23 protein-coding genes and 1 tRNA gene are annotated in these 24,835 nt (G+C 36.5%); 17 read left to right on the top strand and 7 right to left on the bottom strand.

From position 1 onward, the window contains the following. The 4 genes from WC906_00435 to WC906_00420 form a co-directional block, all read left to right on the top strand. Nucleotides 1-698: FISUMP domain-containing protein (locus WC906_00435; protein ID MFA5776904.1), on the top strand; the 698-nt coding region annotated here is incomplete at its 5' end. Nucleotides 699-999: 301 nt separating this feature from the next. Continuing rightward, complete coding sequence (locus WC906_00430) at nt 1,000-1,740, top strand: class I SAM-dependent methyltransferase (GenBank protein ID MFA5776903.1); 741 nt, start codon at nt 1,000-1,002, stop codon at nt 1,738-1,740. A gap of 58 nt (nt 1,741-1,798) precedes the next feature. Beyond that, nucleotides 1,799-2,479 carry a cell division ATP-binding protein FtsE gene (ftsE, locus tag WC906_00425; protein MFA5776902.1) on the top strand — a complete coding sequence of 227 codons (681 nt, stop codon included), beginning with the start codon at nt 1,799-1,801 and terminating at the stop codon, nt 2,477-2,479. A gap of 73 nt (nt 2,480-2,552) precedes the next feature. Continuing rightward, nucleotides 2,553-3,464, top strand: coding sequence for a permease-like cell division protein FtsX (locus WC906_00420; GenBank protein ID MFA5776901.1), 912 nt, complete (start codon nt 2,553-2,555; stop codon nt 3,462-3,464). A gap of 73 nt (nt 3,465-3,537) precedes the next feature. On the opposite strand, the gene WC906_00415 is transcribed toward WC906_00420, so the two are convergent. Further along, nucleotides 3,538-3,609: transfer RNA gene (locus WC906_00415), tRNA-Gln, on the bottom strand. Nucleotides 3,610-3,670: 61 nt separating this feature from the next. Between WC906_00415 and WC906_00410 the strand changes: the two genes are divergently transcribed. Further along, nucleotides 3,671-3,874 (top strand): hypothetical protein, encoded by a 204-nt coding sequence (locus WC906_00410; protein MFA5776900.1) that lies wholly within the window; start codon nt 3,671-3,673, stop codon nt 3,872-3,874. 9 nt (nt 3,875-3,883) lie between these two features. Here the strand turns inward: WC906_00410 and WC906_00405 are convergent, their stop codons facing one another. Further along, nucleotides 3,884-4,897, bottom strand: a complete 1,014-nt coding sequence (locus WC906_00405; protein ID MFA5776899.1) for a hypothetical protein — start codon at nt 4,895-4,897, stop codon at nt 3,884-3,886. A gap of 118 nt (nt 4,898-5,015) precedes the next feature. Here WC906_00405 and WC906_00400 point away from each other — a divergent pair, with 118 nt between their 5' ends. After that, nucleotides 5,016-6,131 carry a glycosyltransferase family 1 protein gene (locus WC906_00400; GenBank protein MFA5776898.1) on the top strand — a complete coding sequence of 372 codons (1,116 nt, stop codon included), beginning with the start codon at nt 5,016-5,018 and terminating at the stop codon, nt 6,129-6,131. A gap of 78 nt (nt 6,132-6,209) precedes the next feature. On the opposite strand, the gene WC906_00395 is transcribed toward WC906_00400, so the two are convergent. The 3 genes from WC906_00395 to WC906_00385 form a co-directional block, all read right to left on the bottom strand. Further along, a complete protein-coding gene (locus tag WC906_00395) occupies nt 6,210-6,662 on the bottom strand; it encodes a hypothetical protein (protein MFA5776897.1) in 453 nt (150 codons plus the stop codon). After that, nucleotides 6,646-7,794: a hypothetical protein gene (locus WC906_00390; GenBank protein ID MFA5776896.1), complete on the bottom strand. Its 1,149-nt coding sequence runs from the start codon at nt 7,792-7,794 to the stop codon at nt 6,646-6,648. Before WC906_00390 ends, WC906_00395 begins: the two co-directional genes overlap by 17 nt. Nucleotides 7,795-7,937: 143 nt before the next feature. After that, nucleotides 7,938-9,722: a glycosyltransferase family 39 protein gene (locus WC906_00385; GenBank protein MFA5776895.1), complete on the bottom strand. Its 1,785-nt coding sequence runs from the start codon at nt 9,720-9,722 to the stop codon at nt 7,938-7,940. A 132-nt stretch (nt 9,723-9,854) separates the two neighbouring features. On the opposite strand from WC906_00385, the gene WC906_00380 reads away from it, so the two are divergent. The 5 genes from WC906_00380 to WC906_00360 all read left to right on the top strand — a co-directional run bounded on the left by WC906_00380 (nt 9,855) and on the right by WC906_00360 (nt 17,951). Continuing rightward, a complete protein-coding gene (locus tag WC906_00380; protein MFA5776894.1) occupies nt 9,855-11,030 on the top strand; it encodes a glycosyltransferase in 1,176 nt (391 codons plus the stop codon). Between the two features lie 97 nt (nt 11,031-11,127). Continuing rightward, nucleotides 11,128-12,504, top strand: a complete 1,377-nt coding sequence (locus tag WC906_00375; protein ID MFA5776893.1) for a DUF4012 domain-containing protein — start codon at nt 11,128-11,130, stop codon at nt 12,502-12,504. 227 nt (nt 12,505-12,731) lie between these two features. Beyond that, nucleotides 12,732-13,919, top strand: a complete 1,188-nt coding sequence (locus WC906_00370) for a glycosyltransferase (GenBank protein ID MFA5776892.1) — start codon at nt 12,732-12,734, stop codon at nt 13,917-13,919. A 291-nt stretch (nt 13,920-14,210) separates the two neighbouring features. Beyond that, nucleotides 14,211-16,847, top strand: coding sequence for a hypothetical protein (locus WC906_00365; GenBank protein ID MFA5776891.1), 2,637 nt, complete (start codon nt 14,211-14,213; stop codon nt 16,845-16,847). Nucleotides 16,848-17,189: 342 nt separating this feature from the next. Next, the gene (locus WC906_00360) at nt 17,190-17,951 is read left to right on the top strand and encodes a class I SAM-dependent methyltransferase (protein ID MFA5776890.1); all 762 of its coding nucleotides are present in this window, start codon (nt 17,190-17,192) and stop codon (nt 17,949-17,951) included. Nucleotides 17,952-17,964: 13 nt separating this feature from the next. On the opposite strand, the gene WC906_00355 is transcribed toward WC906_00360, so the two are convergent. After that, entirely contained in the window at nt 17,965-18,654 is a 690-nt protein-coding gene (locus WC906_00355) for a hypothetical protein (protein MFA5776889.1), read from the bottom strand. Then, nucleotides 18,651-20,084: a glycosyltransferase family 39 protein gene (locus WC906_00350; protein MFA5776888.1), complete on the bottom strand. Its 1,434-nt coding sequence runs from the start codon at nt 20,082-20,084 to the stop codon at nt 18,651-18,653. The genes WC906_00355 and WC906_00350 overlap by 4 nt, the downstream gene beginning before the upstream one ends. Nucleotides 20,085-20,132: 48 nt before the next feature. Between WC906_00350 and WC906_00345 the strand changes: the two genes are divergently transcribed. The 6 genes from WC906_00345 to WC906_00320 all read left to right on the top strand — a co-directional run bounded on the left by WC906_00345 (nt 20,133) and on the right by WC906_00320 (nt 24,599). Further along, nucleotides 20,133-21,077 carry an NAD-dependent epimerase/dehydratase family protein gene (locus WC906_00345; GenBank protein ID MFA5776887.1) on the top strand — a complete coding sequence of 315 codons (945 nt, stop codon included), beginning with the start codon at nt 20,133-20,135 and terminating at the stop codon, nt 21,075-21,077. A gap of 87 nt (nt 21,078-21,164) precedes the next feature. Beyond that, nucleotides 21,165-22,196 (top strand): Fic family protein, encoded by a 1,032-nt coding sequence (locus tag WC906_00340; protein ID MFA5776886.1) that lies wholly within the window; start codon nt 21,165-21,167, stop codon nt 22,194-22,196. Nucleotides 22,197-22,522: 326 nt separating this feature from the next. Next, nucleotides 22,523-23,137, top strand: coding sequence for a type IV toxin-antitoxin system AbiEi family antitoxin domain-containing protein (locus tag WC906_00335; protein ID MFA5776885.1), 615 nt, complete (start codon nt 22,523-22,525; stop codon nt 23,135-23,137). Further along, nucleotides 23,134-23,829 carry a nucleotidyl transferase AbiEii/AbiGii toxin family protein gene (locus WC906_00330; GenBank protein ID MFA5776884.1) on the top strand — a complete coding sequence of 232 codons (696 nt, stop codon included), beginning with the start codon at nt 23,134-23,136 and terminating at the stop codon, nt 23,827-23,829. The genes WC906_00335 and WC906_00330 overlap by 4 nt, the downstream gene beginning before the upstream one ends. A 121-nt stretch (nt 23,830-23,950) precedes the next feature. Beyond that, complete coding sequence (locus WC906_00325; GenBank protein MFA5776883.1) at nt 23,951-24,097, top strand: hypothetical protein; 147 nt, start codon at nt 23,951-23,953, stop codon at nt 24,095-24,097. Between the two features lie 22 nt (nt 24,098-24,119). Beyond that, nucleotides 24,120-24,599, top strand: a complete 480-nt coding sequence (locus WC906_00320) for an RNA-binding domain-containing protein (GenBank protein MFA5776882.1) — start codon at nt 24,120-24,122, stop codon at nt 24,597-24,599. Nucleotides 24,600-24,835 lie beyond the last annotated feature (236 nt).

Genomic DNA, 24,835 nt, shown 5'->3' with positions numbered 1-24,835 from the left:
CGGTGAATATGGCGGTAGCTGGAAGCAGTTGCACGAGTGTTTCATGCGGAGACACTTGTAAATATAATGAAAATGAATATGAAACAATAAAAATCGGAAACCAATGCTGGTTTGCTGAAAATTTGCGAACATCTAAAAAACCAGATGGGACAGCGCTTGCTCCGGGTGTTGACTTCTATTGTTATGATGCCGTGTGCTGTCCAATGGGCGTATGCCCATCATTTGACGGAGGGTTGGAAGTGAACTTCGGAGGATCATATACGTGGACAGGAATAATGAATGGTGCATCCTCAGATTCAATCGCTCCTGGACCCCAAGGAATCTGTCCGAGTGGCTGGCACATTCCTACTGATAGCGAATTTTTTGTACTGGAAGATTATCTTAAAAATTCTGGGGAGACATGTGATGCTTCAAGGTTTGGACATGATTGCCGTGGTGCAGGCGATGGATTTAGAGGAATTTTTGGTTTGCTTTATGCCGGAAAGACGTTCTGGGCACAAGGATGGCTTCGTATTGGCGATCCGGAGACGGACTATCCGACGACTTTTGTTTGGTCCGCTACTGAAAGCGCTACAAATATAAAAGCTTTTTGTCGAGAGATAACTGAGCTTGAAACTTCAAGTGTGCACCGAACAACGGTTGGTCGAATAGCTTGCCCTAAAGATAACGGATATTCTGTCCGTTGTCTTAGAGATTAACTTTCAATTGAGCTCTCAACTTTGTATCGAGGTTCGTCCTCGATAATCAATTAAATCCAACAAATCGTTAGATGAAATTGTTTGTTTGAGAATATTATTTAGGGACAGGTTTGTTTTGTTTTAACATTGCTATAAGGATAACTGATTTTCATTAACTTTTTAAGAAATTAGGATTTGGCGACAGAGTCTGCAGAAGCAATTTGTTGCAAATAAAACTTCGCTAAAGTTTAATTTTAGCGAGAAAAGATAATCGATTAAGGCAGGGTTTTGAAACCTGCTTTTTTGTTGCTATAATTAAGCTGTGAAAAAAGAAATAGTGCAAAAAATATTAAACGAAACAGAATTCGGCTATGATTTTATGGCGGGAAAATTTTCTGAGACTCGGAAATATTTTTGGAGAGAGATGGAATTTATCGGCGATTACGCCAAGAACGAAGATGCCGTTCTGGATTTTGGCTGTGGAAACGGAAGGCTTTTGGAACTATTTTCCGATAAAAATATAAAATATCAGGGAGTGGATGTTTCCAAGAAGCTTATTGAGCTGGCTGATAGCCGTTATTATAGCGAGAACGTCAGGTTTTCTAAAATCGATCCCAGTCAAGAAAGTTTGCCGTTTCCAGATAATTTTTTCGATACCGTTTATGCCATTGCTGTTTTTCATCATTTTCCGGGAAAAGAATATCGGGAGGCGATGGCGAAAGAACTTTATCGAACTGTGAAACCGGGAGGATATGTGGTAATAACCGCTTGGAATTTGTGGCCCGCCTCGCTTCGACAAGTGGTTGTCTCCGCGAGTCGAGGCGGGCAGAAGAAATATGTTAGAAATATAATTGAAAACTGGAGAGATAAGATTTTAGGCAGGAGTAATTTGGATTGGAATGATTGCTACATAACCTTTAAAGACAACGAGGGTAATATTTTTAAGCGTTATCATCACGCGTTTACTTCCAGGGGGTTGAAAAGGCTGTTTCTAGAAGCAGGATTCAAAAAAGAAAAAGTTGCCAATAACAAAAATCTCGTTTTTATAGGAAGAAAAAAATAGTCTTTGCTGAAAAATTATTTTTAGTATATAATTGAATAATATGGCGCAGGAAAAAGAAATAATAAAATTAGAAAATGCGACAAAAATGTATCCCGGAGATTTTGTTGCTCTGGATAAAATAAATCTTTCTATTGGAAGAGGTGAGTTTGTTTCGATTGTGGGACATACTGGAGCGGGAAAGTCAACTCTTCTTAAGCTCATCTATGCCGAAGAAAGCCCGACAACGGGAGAGATTTACTTCAATGGAAAGTTGGTCAGGGAAATAAGAAGAAAGCATCTTCCGTATTATCGCCGAAATATTGGAACGGTTTTTCAAGATTTTAAACTGCTTCCGCAAAAAACAATTTTCGAAAATGTGGCGTATGCACTGGAAGTTAATGGCGAACCTACGGATGAGATCAATGAAAAAGTTCCGGAGATTCTGGATGTTGTGGGATTGGGCAATAAATTAGAGATGTATCCCAGGCAGCTTTCAGGAGGAGAACAACAAAAGGCGGCGCTGGCGAGGGCTCTAATAAATTGTCCTCAAATGATTATTGCCGATGAACCGACAGGAAATCTAGATCCGATTTCCACGTGGGAAATTATTCAGCTTCTTCTTAAAATAAATACTTTGGGTACGACGATACTTCTAGCGACTCATAATAGGGAAATAGTTGATAAAATAAATAGGAGAGTGTTAATTATGGAGAAAGGCAAGCTGGTAAGCGATATTCAAAAAGGCAAGTATAACTTGTAAACGCTAATAGTCGCGAATATTAAACAAATTTATTCGAATATATTGTTTAAAGATTCGCAACCATTCGAATTCAATGAAGATTCTAAAACTTTGGCGGACTCTAAAAGAGGGATTTCAAAATTTCATAAGAAATGGCTGGTTAAGCGTGGCGACAATCAGCATTCTCACAATTTCTTTGTATCTCATCAGTCTGACTTTTATGATTGGCATAACCGCCAATCTTTTGCTTGAGAATGTTAAGGGAAAAATCAATATTAGCATCTATTTCAATCCTGCGATGAAAGAGAATGATATTGTGGCGATTAAAAACAAACTTCAATCGTACAAAGAGGTAAAATCGGTGGAGTATGTTTCCAAGGATCAGGCGCTGCGGGAGTTTATGGAAATGGGAAATAACGATCCGGCAATCAAACAAGCACTGGATGAAATAGGAGAAAATCCTCTTTTGGCGTCTTTAGTGATTAAAGCCAATCAGTCGGAGCAATATGACATCATCAATAAATCTATCGAAAGTTCTGATTTTAGGGAAGATATAAGCAGGATTAATTATGATAAAAATAAAATTATTATCGAACGCCTGAATAAAATAGTCAATTTTTCAAAAGAAATTGGAATGATTCTGGGATTAATTTTTGTCCTTATCGCCATACTCATAACTTTTAATGCAATCAGGATTACTATCTATTCCCATAAACAGGAATTTGAAATTGAAAGATTGGTTGGGGCTTCCAATTTGTACATTAGGATGCCTTTCATTTTTGAAGGAATATTTTACGGATTTTCCGCTTCAATTGTCAGCGCGGTTATGCTTTTGGTCACAGCAAAGCTTATTTCATCTTTTGTGCAGAGAACAATTTCGGAGGATAATCTGATGGCGCTCTACCTTTCAAATTTCTGGCAGATTTTTGGAATCCTATTTTCTTTGGGAATATTGCTGGGAGTAATTTCGAGTTTCATTGCGATTAGAAGGTATCTGAAAAAGTAGGGTGTAGTTTTCAGGTTACAGTTTATAAAATTCAGAAAAATAAAAATATCCCGAAATAAGGGATATTTTTTTGTTGGGTCGGTAGGATTCGAACCTACGCATCACGGGATCAGAACCCGTTGCCTTACCACTTGGCTACGACCCAATACATTTTCAATCTTAACTTAAGATTATTAAAAAATCAATATTTCTGGTATAATCAGTTTATGGAACAAGAAATACTCAATAAAATTGAAGAGCAGGACAAAAAGCTGGAGGCGATTTACAAATCGGTCGAAAAAACCAGAAAATATTTTCTTTGGACGCTGATTATTTCGATCGCTACGGTGGTTTTGCCGATTATCGGGCTCATCGTCCTAATTCCGTGGTTTTTGAAAATAATGATGTCGGCTTACAGCGGATTATTGTAAAAAGTTAATTTATTCTAAAATTATCCAATCCTCGTCATTGTTTAGTTTGAAGCTGCATTCTGCGGCATCGCGATCTATTTTGGAAACCTTCATTATATCAGCCGTTGCTTCTCTATCGGAGAATTCTTTGCTTACGGAATCATTAAGATGGGGAAAGAATGGATCCAAATTTTTCTCCGAGTAATCTTTATGGTTCACATCCTTTTGGGATCTGTTGAATCCCGACAACGCAACTTCAAGATTTTCACTTAGCGATTTTCCAATCTTATCTCCGGATTTTATTTGCGATCCCTGATCCAGGGTATTTTCAAGGTTTATTTCTGAAATTTCTATCAGCCATCCGTTGAATGGCCGGGTTTCAATGACGAGGGAGCTCGAGTCTTTCCGAATTATTTCCCCATCAAAAGGAGCATAGATGGCAATGCCAGAATTTTTAAGATTAAAATAATGCTTAAGCGAGCTTTCCGTCTCTGTTTGGTTCTGAAAGCTGGTTTTGCCGTAAGCTTCATTAGCGCAGCTTCTGAATTTTGAAATTTTGGTAATCTCGGAAATTATTACCGGGCTCTTTGTAATAAATTTGTCGCTTTGGCTTGGATTGGTGGTCAGCTCCTTTTCTTCTGCTTTTGTTTCGTTTACGGAAGCGGTATCTTCCTGTTCCTGGGTTTCTGCTTCCTTTTCCGGAGTTAGAACGGGCGGGTTTGGATTCGGGGTATTCGCTTTGGCATCGGAGGTTTGGCTGCTGGTTTCAAATGTGGAGGCTACCTTGCTTGCAATATTTGTGATTTCAGGATCTATTTCAGGAATTATTTTCTCTTTTGAAGAAATTGAATCAATGACAAATACTTTAGTCATTATGAGAATAAATGCTAATATGATCAGCGGACAAGCAACAATCCAAATTTTTCCCAAACTTTTTTTCTTTGATTCCGGCTCGATGGGTTCCAGCTTGTTTATATCCGGTTTTCTTTGATCTGGTATAATCGGGCTAGATTCGATTTTCTTTTTTAATCTGATAATATCCATGAAATTATTATAGCACAGCCTTTTGCCAGTTAGTAAAGGAATGAAAATTCCGGCCTAAAGAACCTTTTTTTTCGTTGTGTTATAATGAAGATACAATTATTCGTAAATTTTCAGGAAAATGAAAATTGCCATTCAAGCTTCAGATCTGGATTCAAAAAGAATCGACGGAACCAGAGTTTATCTTTTGAATATGCTCAATCGTTTTGGAAAAATTTCACCGGACGATGATTTTTTTATTTTCCACAAAAAAGATTTTAATTCGGAACTTGCACCGGAAAAATTTTATAATTATAAAATAATAAAAAAACCGTTTCCTTTCTGTTGGACGCAGACCAGATTTTCTTTTGAAATTTGGAAAGAAAATTACGGAGCGCTTTGGATGCCGATGCAGGCGCTGCCCTTCGTTAGGAGAAAAAATTTGAAAACCACCATTACCATTCATGACCTGGCTTTTAAATATTTTCCCCAGTTATTTCCCAGAAAAGATCTGCGCCGTCTTAATATATTCACTGATTTTGCCATCAAAAACTCTGACAAAATAATTGCCGTTTCTAATTCGACCAAAAACGATATTTTGAAATTTTATCCGGAAATAAAGGAAGAAAAAATAAAAGTGATATATCACGGATTTGAAACGGAATTATTCCAAGGGGAAATACCGGAAGAAAATAAAAACAAAATACTAAAAACCTACAATCTGCAACCTAAAAACTATATTTTATATGTCGGAGCCTTGCAGCCGAGAAAAAATCTGGAAATTCTGATTAAAGCTTTTGATAAAATAAAAAAAGAAAATCAGGATTTGAAATTAGTTTTGGCCGGAGGAAAGGCTTGGATGTGGGAGGGGATTGTGAATAAAATAAAGAATAGCGAATATGAAAAAGATATAATTATCACCGAAACAATCCCATTTGAAGAAGTAGTCGTTTTGTATCGAAACGCTTCAGTCTTTGTTTTTCCTTCTCTCTATGAAGGTTTTGGTATTCCGCTTCTTGAAGCTTTCGCCTCCGGTGTTCCGGTTATTTCAGCCAGCAATTCCAGCTTGCCGGAAGTTGGAGGAAATGCGGCGCTATATTTCAATGAAAAGGACAGTGAGGATTTATCTTGCAAAATACGAAGCGTTTTGAAAGATGATAATTCGAGGAAAGAATTAATTGAAAAGGGAAACGAACAAGTTAAAAAATTCTCTTGGGACAAATGCGCTAGAGAAACGATTGAAGTTATAAAGTCATAATTGCTGATATGCTATTTTTTTTATGTCATTCCGCACTTGATGCGGAATCTAAGCTTTCGAATTACACCAGTCCAATATTTATACGTTAAGCTTGGGATTATCGCTTGTGTAGATTCCTGCTTTCGCAGGAATGACATCTTTTTCGCTTATAAAGTTTTTGTATAGATAAAATAGAAGAAGAATGGCAGCGATTGTAATAACCGCGATTTCCCACCAGTCAAACTTGAGCATCGAGTTTATAATCAAAATAACAGCGAAAACAATAAGGCCGCAGGATAATGCGGTTTTTTTGTTGCTCATTTCAAAGCTTATTTCATTTATTTTTCCCAGATAAATAACACTTCCCAAAACTGCAAAAATAATCAGAGAGAGCCGGGTAAAACTTAAGTGAGAGGAAGCCAGTCCCGGCATCACTCCTTCGGAAACCAGGAGCAAAGCAAAGAAAACAAGAAGAAGCGATAATATATCACTGAGTATCTTGTATAAAAATATTCCCAAGTTTCCTCTAAATTTTTTACTGACTTTGTCCATAATTGAGCAATGTTCTACTTTTTAGTGTTGATAGCGACGACTTTAAATTTTCCACACTAACTTTCTTTTTGAATGTCACTGATATGTTTTGCACATCAATATCATTGCCGAAAAACGATTGGAATTCAAAATCATCTCCGGAAAGGTCTTTCATATTGTCAATAGGAATTATACAGGAATATCTTTTCGAAAGTCCGAATGAGCCGGCCAAATTGCATTCCTCTTCAATCTCCAGATTTTTTTCTTCTGCGAGAAGCGGATTAATTTTCGAATAAAAATCAATCACGTCTTTTCCAATAAGTTCGTGTTTCTCTCCGTTTGATATCAAATAATATTTTCCGGTATCATTGCCTCGAAAAAGAGTTCCATCTGGTTGGGGAGTCTTTATGGTGAACAGTTTTTCTTTCTGATAGATTCCAATTTCTTCTCCGCTAGCCACGATCACATCATTCCAATTCCAACCGCTGGAAATGAATGTTATGGGGTTGTTTATTGGCCATATTTTGTTTCCGCTGACTACAAAAACGGAAATATCAGAAGACAAAAGAGTTCCATCTCGAAAGCCGAAAAATTCTTCGGAAAGCGGATAACTCTTAAGAAAGTTTTCATCCTTAGCCGAAGCTTGCTCGGAGTCGTAGTTTGAGAGATAAGCTTTTTCACTGACAAATCTGTATAAGATATTGTCTTTTAATTGATAATAATCATTATCTATTTTAAAAAGTTGCGGAATATTAATCTTGGTTATAGCATCTCCATTCGGATAGAAGAATGATCGAAATGATTTTCGAACCGATACGCTGCCATCTTCAACATTTTCTGATTTTCCAGTCAAAGTGAAATTGACCCGTGCTTCGGAAAAATCTCCGACCAAGTTAGCGTCAAAAATCATTTTTTTGTCTCCTTCAACTTGGCCGTTTCTGATCGGTTCTCCGCTTTCTTTTCGCGGATCAGCTACGGTATTTTTCAGTGAATCAGGATTTTTGAAAGAAAAAACAAAATTAGCGGAAGGGAACAAAACCAGATATCCGGCATAGATTATCAGCAATATGAAAACAAGATAAACCAAAAACCTGGCGTTCTTGTAACGTCTTTCCCAAATCGGATTAAGTTTTATTTCTTTTAACGCATTCATTTTCAATTGTCATTCCGCACTTGATGCGGAATCTACGCTTTCGAATTACGCTAATCTAATATTTATACATTAAGCCTTGCAATTATCGTTTGTGTAGATTCCTGCTTCCGCAGGAATGACACTCTCAATTCGTATATTCGTACTCAATTCGTAATTCGTAGCTCCAATATTTTCCCGCTAACTTTTACACTCAGCTTTTCCTGAAGGACAATATTTTCTTTATCTCTCGAGCCGGAAAGTCTTTGGGTCTCGACTGAATAATCCTTGCTGGATAATATCTTTCCGGTTCCGATTATATCTTCATACATTATAGCATTCTGGTCGGAAGTGACGAGATATATTTTGGAAAACTTTTCCTGATCTATTTTTTCCAGATCTTTGATATTAAAAAAATAAACTGAATTTTTTTCGTAGAGAAAGTTCATCGGTCCGCCGAGCATCGAAAATCCGTCTCCGCTGGCAGATTTGTCAATCAGAATCAAATCGTTGCCTCCAAAATTTTCACTGATTGCCTGTGTTTGTTTTAATAAATTCTTGTTTTCCGAGAACGGGAAATAATTTGCGAATATAAACAAATTCAGAAGCAATATGGAAATTATAACAAAATAAGATGCCATTATTTTATAGCGCATCTTTTTCTCCCCATTCCATTTTGCAAGAAACAAAATAGCATAAAATATCATTCCCGGAACAACAGAAAAAACAAATCTTCGAAGCATCCAAGGGTGGTCGGATGAAATCCACGGATTAATCAGATAAATGAAAGAAGGAAAAATTACAAAAAATGGAATCAGATTTTTCCACTGCTTTTTTATCCAGAAGTAGATTGTTCCCAAGATTCCAAGAAGAAGCGAGCTTATTATTCCATACAAATACAAAACCTGAAATTCGAATATAGCGGGAGAAAAGAATCCATCGAAAACTGAAGAAGCGCTTGCTTGATCTTGTCTAATATGGAGAAACGCTTTAGCCATTTCCTTGTAAAAATAAATATCTTTAGCAAAATTGAGGACAAGAAGAATGGCAAAAAATATGGCCGGATAAGCCAGGATTAGTTTTCTCTTTCTTTTCCAGATGATATTTTTTCCGGTGAAGAAAAATATAGTCAAAAATCCCGCAATCAGGAAAAAAATTCCTTCTATTCGCGTAAAGACTAAAAGTCCGGCTGAAAAAAGGAAAGAAAAATAATAAAATAATCGTTGTTCTCTAATAAAAAGGAACAGCCACAAGATAGAAAGCCAGAGGAGCGCAAGCGCCATATTTTCACTCAAAGTGAACTTGAAAAACCAAAAAATCGGAAATGAAGTTGCGGTTAAAATCAAAATAATAGCCGAATATTTTGTTTCAACAAGCGACCTTGCTAAAAGATAAAAAGAAGCTAAAAACAAAAAAAGTAAAACGGCATTGGCAACAATTAGTCCCGTAAGTCCGAAGAAAGAATAGAAAATAGCCAGCCAAGAAATGTAGGCGATAGGAAATTGTGTTATTAGCTCTCCGCTGGAATTGTAATAAAATCCCGGAAAATTCAAAGCTTTCCCTGGGCCGTATATTTCGAAAAACTCATTTGAAGCGGGAGTGGAAAATTCCAGTTTGTGGTTTTGGGAAAGGCGGATAGTTGCTTCGCTAATCGCTCCCTGATCGCGTCCTCCGAAAATTGTCGGGGTGACAAAATAAGAAGAAACCAGAACAAAAATAAAAATGGCTATTGAAGCGATGATGAATTCATGGGAAATATTCAAAGATATTTTTTTCAAAAACACTTGGCGGATAATAGTAAAAATCATCAGCAGGAGAAAGCCTCCAAAAATCCAAGAATAGAAAAATCCTCCAATAGCAGAAAGGCAGGCAATCAATCCCAAAAACACCCAAATTGATGAGAAAACAGCGAAAATAAGGTAATCGTTTTTGCTGATATTTTTTTCAATCATTGCTTTGATTATAGCGTTTTTAGTCCAGTTTGCCAATGGCGGTCGAATAAGATAAAATTAAGAAAGACTTAACTTATCCAAGGCGGACAGTCCGCTTGAAGCGGACTGTCCGCCTCTTAAAATAGCAACAACATGAAAATACTAATGGTTGCGCCGACGCCGTTTTTTTCTGATCGCGGAACGCATATCCGAATTTTGGAAGAAGCGCTGGCTTTGGAAAAATTGGGCCACAAAATTATCATTGCAACCTATCATATCGGGAGAGATATCGATCCTGAGATTAACACTAAAATCGATGTTCGGAGGATTCGCCGGCTTCTTTTTTGGTACAAGAAGCTGGAAGCCGGTCCTGATTGGCAGAAAATATTCCTTGACTTAATGCTTATTCGAAAAACTTTTTTTCTGGCCAGGACGCAAAAGCCGGATATTATTCACGGCCATCTTCATGAAGGAGTTTTGATCGGCCTCCTGGTTAAGAAAGCTCTTTTCTGGAGAAAAATGAAATTGGTTTCTGATTTTCACGGAAGTCTGACCAATGAGATGGTTTCTCATGGATATTTAGGTGCCGGAATGCTCAAGAAAGTATTTAATTTTATTGAAAAAATAATCAATAATCTGGGAGATTTTGCCATTGCCAGCTCTTGGGAGAATACGGAAGAAATAAAAAAATTCAGAAAGGACGGAAAAGTGGAAACCATTCTGGATGGAGTGGATTTGGATTATTACAAAAACCTGCCAGTCAAAGAAGAGTCCAAAAAAGAATTGGAGGTCCCAATGGAGAAAACAGTCGTAGTATATACGGGAGCGCTAGTTCCCAATAAAGGAATTAATTATTTGATCGATGCTATTTTAATAGCTTTCAGAAAAAATAAAGATTTGTTTTTTGTTGTTGCCGGATTTCCAGTCAAAGGAATAAAAAAGTTCGTCAAAGAGAACGGCTTGGAAGGAAATGTGCGCGTTATTCACCCCTTGAATTATTTCGATCTTCCCAAGATTTTGAATGCCAGCGATATTGCCATTGATCCCAAGGATTCGAAAGTAAACCAAGCCAGCGGAAAAATTCTGCAGTATATGGGGGCGGGATTGCCGATTGTTTGTTTTGACAAAAGCAATAATCGAAGATATCTGGCCGATGGAGCATATTATGCTAGAGAATTTTCCTGTGAAGGAATTTGTGAAGGCATTTTAGAATTAGCTCAAAATTCTGAAAAATGCAATAATATGGGAAGAATAAACAAAGAGAGAGCCAAGGAATTCGGTTGGGATAATTCGGCCAAGAAACTGGATGAGATTTATAGAAAATTATAATAAAAAAATAAAAAATTAATAAGTTCGCTCTGTTAAATTTTTGTTTTGGGAAATGTTTTGCCAAGAGGGAATTTAACAAAGTAAACCAAGAAAGCGCATGAATGGGTTTTTGACCAAGAAACGCATTATTATTTTTGCATTAATAGCCGTGATTATTGCTGGAGGGACTTTCTTTTTCTTCTACGCAAAAAACAACAAATTAAGCATTGCAGTAAAATCTTTTTCTGCTCTCAGCAAAATATCCCAACTTCTTCCAATTCAGGAGGATACAAAAAAAGAACTGGAAGTAGTTGACAATTTGGTTGCCAAATTGACGGAGAAGAATGACAAAACTTGGAATTTCATGTTGCTTCTTCAAAACAACATGGAGCTTCGTCCGGGAGGAGGATTTTTGGGACAATATGCGCTTGTCAAAGTGAAAAATGGAGAAGTGATAAGTTCAACATTCGAAGATGCCAATCTTTTGGATCAAAGAATAACTGCCAAAGTGCCGACTCCATATCCGCTGGAAAGAATGATGCAGCTCAAAAATTGGAAGTTCCGCGATTCTAATTTTTCTCCTGATTTTCCAACTAATGTTGAAAAAGCCAAATATTTCTATCGTTTGGCGGGCGGAGGAGGAAATTTTGACGGAATTGTTGCTATTAATGCCACAGTTTTCAATGATATTTTGAAACTTACCGGTCCGATAACAGCAGGAGGAGTGGAATTTGATGGCAATAATGGCTTTTTGAAACTGGAAGAAATTGTCGAGAAAAAATATCTTATGGATCCTGATTTGGATACTCAGAACCGAAAAGTGATTATGAAAACTATGACCCCGATGGTTATCAGCAGATTGTTCAGTCTGGGAAATATTTCGAAAATTGCCAATCTGGCGCATGAAGAACTCAGGAACAAGAATGTTCAGATAAACTTTACTGATTCCAGTTTGCAATCTTTGGTGGCGAGTGTCTATTGGGATGGAAAAGTGGCCACTGATTGGAGCGGAGATTATTTGATGGTTGTCGATGCTAACATGGGTGCGCTCAAGACGGATTACTATATTAAAAGAAATATAAATTATGAAATAGATTTTAACGGAGAAAAACCAGTAGCCACCTTGACGATGCAATATCGAAACACCGCGCCGTATGGAGATTGGAGAACTAGTGATTATCATTCCTATATCCGAATATATGCTCCGCAGGGCGCCAAGCTTTTGGACAGAAAAATGATCAGTCCTCCGATTGTCAAAGACGAATTCGAAAAAACCTATTTCGGTTCGCTTCTTCACGTTCTGATCGGAGGAGAAACGGAAGTGATGATAAAATATGAATTGCCGGATACTGTCACCAAGGATAATTATAAACTTTTAATTCAGAAGCAGTCGGGAGTGGGAGATATACCAGTCAAAGTTAAGCTCAAAAAAGATGGTCAGGAATTCGATCAGGAACAGACAATGCTTAAGGATTTGAAGTTTGAGTTCCAGTAAAAATAAATGTCATTCCCGCGAAACTTGTTCTCGACCTGATCGGGGAGCAGGAATCTGCACAAACGATGATCATAAATTTAATGCATAAGCAAAAGTTTAGTGTAATCTGAAAGTGTAGATTCCGCATCAAGTGCGGAATGACAATGTGCAACAGGCTTTTCCTAAAGCCGAGCTTTAGGAAAAAGTCCTAGCTTCTCTAAAAGCTTAGCTTTGGAAAAGATTTTCATATGAAGCTTATTTTAATAAAAATCGGAAAGGCTTTTAAGACTCTGCAAAGGGACGGTTTTCTTCGCGGAGGGAAGAGGGTAATGAAAGCTTTTTTGGCAATGTTTGGAAGGGTTAAGGCGGGAGACATTCTGTTTATCACGGGAGGAGTTGGGGATAGCGCTCTTTTTCGCACTCGTCATTATTCTGAGGAGTTGGAATTGAATGGTTTCAAATGTTCAGTAACGGTTCAAGACAATCCATTTCTTTCCGGCTATGCAAGTAAGTTCAAAATTTTCATTTTTCATCGGGTGCTTTTCACTCCCAGTGTCAAAAAATTGATTAATAATATAAAAGCGCAAAAGAAAGAAATAATTTTTGAAACCGATGATTTGGTTTTTGATCCGAAATATCTGGAGTTTATGGATTTTTTCAAACAGATGAATGTTTTTGAAAGAAAATTATATGAAAACGGGGTGGGAGGGGAAATTTTGAAGGATCCATATGTGAAAGTTTGCACGACCACCACGGCATATCTAGCAGAAAAACTGAGGGAATTTAACAAAAAAGTCTTTATTATCAAAAATAAGCTTTCCGTCGAAGATTTGAGAGTTGTGAAAGAGATAGAGAAAAATAAATCTCAAATCCCAAATCCCAAATCCCAAATCTCGCTCGGTTATTTCTCGGGTACCATCAGTCACAACAAAGACTTTGCGGTGATAACCGATGCGCTTTTGGAAATTATGGAAAAACATTCCAATGTGGAATTATTTTTGGTTGGACCATTGGATATTGAAAGTAAATTGAACAAATTTAAAGATAGAATCAAACAATTGCCATACGTTGCAAGAAACAAGCATTTTGAAAATATTTCCCAAGTTGACATCAATCTGGCTCCACTTGAGATAGGAAATCCTTTCTGCGAATCCAAGTCCCAGCTCAAGTTTTTTGAGGCGGGAATCGTAGGTGTTCCGACGGTGGCTAGCGCTACGGGAACCTTCAAAGAAGCCATTTCCGACGGCCTCGATGGCTTTGTGGCGTCTGATACCAGCGATTGGATAAACAAGCTGGAAAGGCTGATTTTGAGTCCAGAACTATGTTCCAGAATGGGTGCTGAGGCTCGCAAAAAAGCCCTTGAGCAGTATTCCACCCAAACGGCGAAAAATGAGGAGTTTTACTCTTTTTTAAGATCAAAAATAGCCAATTTATAAATGTCATCTCGAGCGAGCGAAGCGAGTCGAGAGATCTAATTCAATATAGTCTCAACTTCTTTTATATTTTCTGCGCAAATTTTGTTTTGCGCTGTTTTTATGGCAAAGAAGATAAAAACAATAAGAAGTATTTCATGTCTTGTTTTTCTCCCGAATAAAATAAAAACCCCCGCCACGATGTGAAGTGTATAAACTTCTGGCCGGGATTCTTATATGATGTAATACTACTATACTATTGAGTTTATGTCAAATTGCCGTTGCGGTGCTTTTGTGTTGTGATATAATAAAAAAATGAAAAAAGTATTTGAAAAAAAATCTTTCTTTTTTTCGGCAAGCTTGATTATATTATCTCTAATAAAGGTAGGATTTTTTGATGCTGGTGTGGCAAAAGCCTTGGATATTCCAGATGAAGAAAAATGGACGGATTATGATAACTTTGTTGTAATTGATACTGACACTACATGGAGAGGGAATATAGTTTATAACAACTTAGATAAACCGGTAGTTATTGTTAATGGCGCTAATCTTACCATAGAAAAAGGAACACATATTGAAATTTTGAATTTGGAGGTTAATATGGGAAGAATTATAGCCGAAGGAACTAAGGATGAAAAAATAATTTTTACTAAAGCAACTCCGGCTCCTTCTGAGTATGGAATAAAAACTAATTGCGTCCGAGGAGAAAGAGGATTGATAAAGTTTGCTGATAATGCATGGATATCAGAATATAGCACTGAACCTTCTATTTTTCGCTATGTAGAATTCAATAATATGGGATCCTACGATTATGTTGATCAAGAAGAATGTGCTTGTCCGTATGAGGATGAAAATTGCCAAGCGATGAATCATAATATTTTTCGAAGATTGTTTAATACTGCTTGGGCAGCTGAGTCGCTGGAAAGAATTAATCCGGCATTAAAATTTGAATATGGAAATCTTCATATTGAAAATTCCAGCTTCAAGAATAATTCTTATGCGGATGTCGAGGTTTCCGTTAGATATTATAGCGGAGAACCAATGAGTCGTTTGGAAATCGTGAATTCTAATTTTGAAGGCAATAAGCAAAAAAATGCTTTAATATCCAGCGCCAAAAAATATTCTGAAAATGAAGATCCTGTTTCGGAAAAAAGCAAGGTCATTTTGAAAAACAACTGGTACGGGCATCTTCAAGGGCCGACAGAGAAAAATGATTCGCCAGAGAAGGGAGAAAAAATTAGCGGAGATTACACGCTCGATGGATTCAGAAACAGTAATTTGATTTCTGATCCGGCGATTATTATTCCGGGAATTATGGGATCGGCTGAAGTAGCAGGCAAGCTGATTATGGATCCGATTCTGCATACTTATGATAATTTGATAAATTCTCTGGATCAGAACGGATATCAGAAAAACATCAATCTATTCGAGTTTCCCTATGAATGGAGAGACAGCAATGTTATTACTGCGGGTTTGCTGAAGCAAAAAATCCAAGATGTGAAAAACAGCACAGGAGTTTCGAAAGTGGATTTGGTGGCGCATTCGATGGGGGGTTTGATTGCGAGGTATTATATTGAAGGAGATGATTATCAAGATGATGTGGATCAATTGATAACTTTGGGAACACCGCATAGGGGATCGCCAAAGGGTTATTTGTACTTGGAAGCAGGGGAAGGATTTTTTTCCAGAGCAGAACAGCTTGCTAAAGAATTATTCAAGGTTGAAGCTCGTCATGCGGGATATTCAGATTTGGAGAAATATATTCAAGATAAAGTAAAGTCAGTTGGGGAATTGCTTCCTGACTACGATTATCTTCAAAAAGTTTCCGATGGGGAAATGAAAAATTATCCAGACGATTATCCTGATAATTCACTCTTAGAGTTTCTTAATGGCAAGGAGAGAGTCAAAAGAATGAGCGGAGTTAATTTTGTCAATATGGTCGGGAATCTTGATTCGGAAAAAACCATCAAAAAATTTCGAGTGGCGGAAACCCTAAAAGAAGGGAAATGGAAACACGGGATGCCGGAAAATTTCTATGATGATACAACTGATAGAGGTATTGAATATGGGAAAGGCGACGAGACAGTCCCATTGTTCAGTTCAACTGGAATTAATTCTAGAAAGATGGAAGAAATAAAGGCAACTCATTTGCAGCTTCCCTCCAGAGCTCAATGCAAGGTATTGGCGGAGCTCACCAATAAATCGGAAAAGAATTGTTCCTACATTAAAGACACTGCCGAAATTGTGAGCATTCTCACTTTTGGAATTCTTTCTCCGATTGATATTCAAGTCATTGACCCGAACGGAAAGAAGGTTGGAAAGAATTTTGAAACTGGTGGAATTATCAATCAAATAGAAGGTGCCTATTATTCCGGATCGGGGACAGAAAATGAATTTTTGGTTATCCCTAATCCTGAAGATGGAGAATACAAAATTATTGCGGAAGGCACAGGAGACGGAGAATATGAAATCGACGCGACAAAAATCGTAGAGGATGCGAGTAGCGGCGAAGCTGGAGAATCAACACAAAAAATAATCGGAACAGCGGTTAAAGGCGAACAGGAAGAAAAAACTTTGACAATAACAAAAGAAGAAAAGACAGATGATAATATTGTTTCTTCAGTTGCCGGATTAGAAACAGTTTCTAATGACAATTTTGATAATGAAAATGATGATTCAGAAAATGACACAAAAAAAGAGGAAACAGATTCGAATTCCAATATTGAATCTTTTCTTGAAGATCAAACTTTGGAAAACAACAATGTTTTTGAAAATATCAGAGAAAATATCAATGAGGATGTTTTGGGGATAAAATATGATCCTCAAGATTTGCCCAAGCGCAACGAAGAAAACAAAAAATTTACCAATATAGTGACATTCGTATTTATATTAGTTGCTATTTTCTGTGTTATTTTTCTTGTATCTCGAAGTCGAGTTGATAAAAAGGTCTAATTTTGAGAGAATAAAGAAGTAAGTAATTATTTAATTTAAAAAATATGTTTATCGGAAGTGTACAAAGTGATATTAACATAAATATTTTTTTATTAATTATTGTTCTAATTTTTTCTATTTTTATATGGAGAAAAAAGAAAAATTTATTGTTAGGTTTTTTTCTGTTCTCTACAGTAAGTAATTTAATTTTATACACGGGAACTAGTTCACTCCTGTTTGATGTCTATAATCTTAAGTGGTTAGTGAAGTTCACTCTTTGGTATTGGCCGTGGATAAATCTTGGGTTGTTTGTTTTGCTGGTTTCAAATTATATTATAAACAAGAGAAAGAAAGTTTAACCTTATGAAAACATTTCCGGAAAGCAAATTGGCGCACAAATATTTGGATGGGCTTGTCGGTCTTGAGATTGGCGGGTCGATTCATAATCCTTTCGGTTTGAATACGAAAAATGTTGACTATTCTGCTTCTGACAAAACCACTTTCAAAAAAGAGGAATATGATATGCGTGGGGATTTTCTTCCGGTTGATGTCGTAGCTTTTGGAGACAACATTCCCGTTGCCGATGAATCGCAGGATTTTGTTGTGAGTTCTCATGTTTTGGAACATTTTCCTGATCCGATAAAAGCACTCAAGGAATGGTATCGGATAGTCAAAAAAGGTGGATATATCTTTATGATTGTTCCTCACAAGGAAAGAACTTTCGACAAAGATGAGAAAAGAACCACGCTCAATGAACTGCTCGAAAGGCACAATAATGCAAAGTACGACAAAGAGCCGTCGATGTCGGGACATTATTCTCATTGGATAACGGAGGATATTATTGAGCTGGTGAAAAATATTAATTTGGATTGGCAAGTGGTTGATTTTCAAGATGCCGATGACAAAGTGGGAAACGGTTTTACGGTAGTTATCAAAAAAATGAAGCCTGATTTGAAAATGCAAAAAACTATCGAACGAAAATTAGAAAAATTGAAAAGAAAAGGAAAAATTTCACGCATTGCAGGAAAAATAATCACAAAAAACCCGGCGAAATTGCTGGGAAATTCATGGCGGGAGTACAAGCGCAGCGGGACGAAAGGAATTGTCAAAAGGATGCTGCAATAGAAGAATAATGTGTCTATTTTATAAAAATAATAACTGTGGAAATAAATAAAATTAAAGCGAAAGACAGAAAGAAAATTATTTCCAAACTTAAACTTTTAAAATAATCCGGCTTGTACTGCGACATTCGATCGACAAGCTGGGAAAAATTTTGCCAAACAGATCCATTTCCATAGGCCGGTTTCAATCCCAGAGACCGGTTTTCTTGTTCTCCGGAATTCTTTTTATTTCCGGTATTTATATAGGAAGATCCTTCATAAGAATATGAAGAAATGTAGGCTTTTTTATCTTGTTCTTCTCCATTTGGAATATAGGTAAATTTCAGGCAATAGGTTTTTTCTTTTGAATCCGGAATATTTTCAAATCTGAATTTCTCATAATTGGGAGAACTCCATGAGAAAGCATCTATTTTCGAAGTATGGATAATTTTTTCGCAGGATTCATCGGCCACTTCCATAACGATTTTATCCCCGAAGTTCCCGGAAAATTTGCTGATGGAAATGTTCACTTGGCTAAAATTATTTTCCGCAGCGGTTATTTTCTGAATTATGGGAGAATCTGCGTACAGTTTTTCCTGCTGGCCGTCTCCTTCAAAAGAAATCGATTGGTCGGAAAATGACAAAAGACTGAAAAATTTCCAGAAGATAACTGTAAAAAATATGACGGACAAAATTATTAGAATGTAATTAAATTTAAAATATCTCATAAATAGTATCTGGGAATGATTATAATCAACATTGAATAAGTCCAAAGAATGATCATACTAAGCGCCAAAACTTTCAGGATGTTTTTCCAAATGGAATATTTTCTGGCCAACATTCCAATGCCGATTGCTACAAGCGCAAACTGCGCTCCGATTACGGGAAGAAAATATCTGCCGGGAGTTCCCAGCCCAATTTTTCCGCTCCGATTGTAATACGGCCAGTCGGCAAAGCGGATTGCAAACTCAAGCGCCAAAAAAATACCGATAAAAAATATCACAAATTTTCTTCGAGGAAGGAATTCGGGAATTTTTTTGGGAAAAACAAAATAGGCGACAATTCCCAGTATGCCGGCAATTTCGACATAATGGGCAACATCGACAATCCAAGAGGGAATTCTGGCGTCCAGCCAGCCGAAATTTCCCCAGTAGGAAAGTTCCGACCAGCTCCATCGATTTTTGGTTTCCGAAATATATTCCAATATTGATTGGGAAACGGAATTAAAATGGGAATTTTCACTAACCGAAAGAAGCGAATTAATGTAGCTAGAAGGTAAAACCACAATAACAATTATAATAGCAAGCAGGATGGCGATAATTGTTCCGATAGCAAAAAGATTGTTTCTTATCTTGAAACGTTTTTTTACAGAATAAACAGCCAGACAGCATATTGCCAGAGCCAAAACTATCCCGGGGGCTTTGGTAGCTATCCCCAAAATTGTCGATAAGATTAAAATTGAAACATTTTTCCAATCAGGGCCTTCTTTCAACGCCCAAACTGCTCCATATGCAAAGATCGAAAAGGCCAGAGTTAGAAGAACGTCGTAGTTTACAACGGCGGAAGTCTGGGAAAGCATCGGTTGAAAAGCAATTATAATTGAAAAAAGAAAAGATATCTTTTCGTCGAAAATTTTTCGGGCGGACAAAAATATGAAAAGAACAGACAAAAGTCCTAAAATAGCGGAAAAAATCCTTATGGCGAAAAATCTTGAGAAAATGTCTTGTTCGGAAAACATTTTTTCGATGCTGGAATTCAGAGAATAATAATTAATAAATTTGTTGCCGGTTGTGTATGGATTTTCTGCCAGCCTGTTCCAGTTGCTGTTTTTTATTTCATCCTCGGATTTTCCGTTCTGGGAATTGGTGAAATATTGGGTTTCAAATGAGTCGAAAGAGATTCTTTCTGCCTCAGTCATTGCGGAAGTGTTGTTTATTTCTTCGGAAAATTTTGAGCCGGAAGGCTTGTTATTGCTTTCTGAACTGCGAAATACGGGATTAGCGGATTGCTGGACTCTGGAATAGTGGATCGGTTCGTCCGGTCCTTGAAATATTGGAAAAACAGCCACCGTAAAAAGTTGCTTAACAAAAAAAATAGTCAGCAATAACAGCAATAGTTTGCTTTTTCTAAGCGAAAAAAGGATTTGTCTAAAAGTCATATGTTTAGTATACTATAGGGGTAATTATTTTAAAAGATTGTCAAATATATGCGAGTATTAATCACGGGATGTGCGGGCTTTATCGGCAGTAATTTTTCCCAGCAATTTCGAAAAAAATTTCCCAAAGCGGAAATTGTGGGGATTGATAATTTTGCAACGGGAAGAAGGGATGCGGTATCGAAGAGCATAGTTTTCTATGAAGGCTCGATGTGCGATGGAAAATTTTTGGACAAAATTTTTAAGAAGCACAAATTTGAATACGTTTTTCATTTTGCCTACATTCCAAGAGTCAGCTTTAGCGTGGAAAATCCAGCCAAGACTGTCCAAAATAATATCGGAGGAACGGCGATGATTCTGGAGAAATGCCGTGATTACAAAATCAAAAGAGTGATTTATTCTTCCTCTTCTTCGATTTATGGCGGGGCGAAAATTCTTCCGACCAAGGAAAAGGAAAATCCGGCTAATCCGAAATCGCCGTATGCGCTGGAAAAATATGCCGATGAGCTGATGTGCGAAATGTTCGGGGAACTGTATGGCTTGGACACAGTGTGCCTGCGCTATTTTAATGTTTTCGGTCCGGGGCAATACGGAGATTCTCCGTATTCAACTGTGGTTTCCGCTTGGCTGACGGGACTTTATCGGCCGGCAAAGAAAAAATTATTTCTGGAAGGAGACGGAAAGCAATCTCGCGATTTTTGTTATATTGATAACGTGGTGAATGCCAATATTCTGGCGATGCAAGCCAAAAAAAGATTTATGGGAGAAATTTTCAATATTGCCCACGGAGAAAGGACCAATCTTTTGGAGGTGAAAAAACTGATTGAAAAATATTCCGGAAAGAAAATTGAACTGGAAAAAAGAAAACCGAGGCTGGGCGATGTTCGTCATACCCACGCCGATGTTTTGAAAGCCAAAAAAGGATTCGGATACGAGCCGAAGATTAATTTTGAAGAAGGGCTCAAAAGGACGGTGGAGTGGTGGAAAACGCTGTAATTAATAGGTAGGTAAGATTTTTTAAGCATTTGACAATCGTCTATAATACGTCTATAATACGTCTATATAAGATAATCTGAATAAAGTATGTTTAATCCAAAATATACCATTTCCAATCTATTATTAGGCAATATTAAGAGAATAACTGAAATTATTGTCGATTTAAACAGTCGGAATTTTTCGGGGCTAGTTTTGGCGGAGCTTGAAAAAAGAGCTAGAGAGGTTTCAGCTTTTTCTTCAACGAGCATTGAAGGCAATCCATTGCCACTGACCGATGTCAAAAGAATTTTGAAAACTAGGCCGGAACATATTCGCGATAGCGAAAAAGAAGTTTTGAATTATAATAAGGCATTGGTTGAATTGAATGATTCAATTAAAAATAAAAAACGAGTTTTTGATTTGCCATTAATTTTGAAAATTCAGGAAACAATAACGCAAGGCTTGATTGAGAAATATCGCTCTGGAAAATTGAGACAAGAGCCGGTTTTTGTTAATAATCCAAAAACTCGCCAGACTGCTTATCTTCCTCCTGAACATAAGGAAGTATCAAAATTAATGCAAGAATTGCTTGATTATATCGAAAAAAACAAAAACACAGTTGATCCCTTGATTTTGGCTGGAATTTTTCACAAACAATTTGTCATCATCCATCCTTTTATTGATGGCAATGGAAGAACAGCTCGTTTGACAACTAAGGTGCTTTTAGCGAAGATGGGACTTAATACTTTCAATCTTTTCAGTTTTGAAAATTATTATAACAAAAATGTCAGTAAATATTTTCAAGAAGTTGGTTTGTTTGGAAATTATTATGAAATCAAAGATCAAATCGACTTCACTTCCTGGCTCGAGTATTTTACGGATGGAATTATTGATGAATTGCTTAGGGTGAGTAAAGAGATGAAACAAGAGGCTGTTCCTTTGGAAAAAGACCTGAGAGATCATCATAGAAAGATTATTAATTTCATAGAAGAGAATGAGTATATCAGTGATCGTGATTATGCAAAATTGACCGATAGAGCCAAACCGACAAGAAATCTTGATTTTAGGAAATTGATAGGATTGGGTATCATTGAGAAAATGGGCAGAGGAAAAGCGACTTATTATAAGTTGAAAAAATGATCGGTATGTATAATTGGATATATCTTTTTATGCATTCAATGCTAAAAAAGTAATATATTTGTGTGAGTAAAGGTCAAAATCAATAACGGCGGATAATTTTTATTAATATTCTTTTGGAATAATTTAAGGAACTTTTGACTGAATTTCAATGTGAATATCCGGACTAATTCTGAAACTTCCGGAATATTTGGATAGTTTTGAAAATTAATTTTGAAGGAGGGATGAAAAAGACGGTGGAATGGCGGAAGGGAATATAATTTGACAAGAGTGCATTTTTTAGTATAATAGAACTGATAGTAAGCTTAAAGCTAACTATCAGTAATAATATGGATAAAAAACCTGCAAAGGGTGAATATATTGAGACTATATTACGATCTCAAAAAACCATCTTTTCCACAAAAGATGTTGCTTTGTTATGGGGTGAAAAGGTAGGAAGCGCGGTTCGCGTAAGATTGAGTGATTACATTAAAAGAGGAAAATTAATCAGGGTTCGCCACGGTATTTATGCCAAAGATACTAATTATGATCGTCATGAATTGGCAACGCGGATTTATACCCCCGCGTATATCAGTTTTGAAACCATATTAACTCGAGCAGGAATTAATTTCCAATATTATGGAAACATCTTTGTGGCTTCCTATATTACCAGAGAGATTGAAATTGATGGACAAAAAATAAATTTTGTCAAAATGAAAGATTATGTTTTGAGTAGCACGAGCGGGATTGAGCAACAGGGCAATGTGGCTACCGCGACAAAAGAGCGCGCGTTTTTGGACAGAATATATGTTAGTAAGGATTATCATTTCGATCATTTGGATGTTTTGGATTGGGATAAAGTTTTTGAAATTTTGCCAATCTATAGCAATAAAAGAATGAACAAAAAAGTTCAGGAATATTTTGAACACTATGAAGAAAATAAATCAAATAACCAAGCAAAATGACCATCAATTATCCAAAACATAAAAATATCTTGTTGCAAATTTTGAAAGATATTTTTTCTGACACATCAATAGCTCCATTTTTGGGATTTAAGGGCGGTACGGCTGCTTTGATGTTTTACGGATTGGATCGCGATTCTGTTGATATTGATTTAGATTTGCTGGACGAAAGCAAGAAGCAGGAAGTGTTTGAAAAGATTCAAAAAATAGTTGCTGGTTATGGCAAGGTAATTGATTCAAGAATTAAGCGGTTTAATCTTATTACAGTTATTTCATATGATCAGAAATCTCAAAACATCAAAATCGAGGTAAACTGTCGTGATTTTGGATCAAAATACGAACCGGAAACACTTCTTGGCATCCCAATGCTAATAATGGTCAAGGAAGATATGTTTGCCAATAAGCTGATGGCAATGTATGAGCGAATTGGCAAGACTAGTCGGGATGTTTATGATGTGTATTTTTTTGCAAAAAATATTTGGCCGATAAATAAGAAATTAGTTGAAGATCGAGCTAAAGTTTCATATAAGGAAATTTTGACAAGATGCATTGAGTTGTTGGAGAAAATGGATAATCGTCATATTCTTGATGGCCTCGGTGAAATGCTTTCCGAACCAAAAAAAGACTGGGCTCGGGCAAAACTCCGGACGGATACGCTTTTTCTTCTGAAAATAATGAGGGAAAACGAAAAATAAAATGGATTGGCTACGAGTCGGAAGTTAATTTTGAAGAAGGATCAAAGAATACGGTGGAATGGTGGGAAATTATATCATAGATCATATATAGTTAAGTGTTAAAGAGTGTTTATTTGATAGAATGAATATATGTTTATTTTTGAAAAAACAAGCCGAAAAAAGCGATTTGAAACAGGCAGTGAAAGATGTGGAAAGATTTCTTTTCTATCCCGAGCAGGCAAAATGGATTCTGAAACTTCCGGAATATTTGGATAGTTTTGAAAATTAATTTCGAAAATCAAAAAATTTATATGAAATTGAAAGAATCTGAAAAAATTGAATTGAAATCATCTTTTTCCGAGTGGAAAGAAGCGATAATTGCTCTTTGCGCCTTTGCTAATAAAAAAGGCGGTAAGGTTATCGTTGGAATGAAAGATGATGGTACTACGAATGAAATTCAGGTTGGAAAAAATACGATTGAAGAGTGTGAAAAAAATGGGAACAAGCTGCCTGATTTTTCAGAAAAAACGGGCGCTTTTGTTGTTTCTTTCAAAAAAAGAGAAACAAAAGACCTAGAAAAAGACCTAGAAAACTTGGGGCTCTCAGAAAACCAGAAAAAGATACTCTCTGAAATAAATAAAAATAAAGCCATCACACAAAGAGAATTAAGTCTAAAGATAGGTATTAATGAAAAAAATGTAAGAAATAATATAACTGAACTTAAGGAAAAAGAATTGCTCGAAAGAGTCGGTTCCGACAAGGGCGGATACTGGAAAATAATAAAGAAATAAGCTACAATAGTTCGGTACAGGTATAATCTTTTAGAATTTGGAATTTAAAATTATTTAATATGCTGGCAAATAAAAATATCAAATTTTGAAGTTTCCGGAATATCTGGAGAGTTTTGAGGAATAGTCGTATAGAAATAATTTTATAAAACTTAAGTGCTTATGGTGCGGAGCGGTATTGGGAGTATTATAAAAGTATGCTCTATTTGAAAATTGGACTGGATTGAAATAGTATGAAA

This window comes from Parcubacteria group bacterium (genome assembly GCA_041657845.1).
Lineage (GTDB): Bacteria > Patescibacteriota > Minisyncoccia > Moranbacterales > JAKLHP01 > JAKLHP01.
This window is presented reverse-complemented; position numbering and strand designations above follow the sequence as displayed.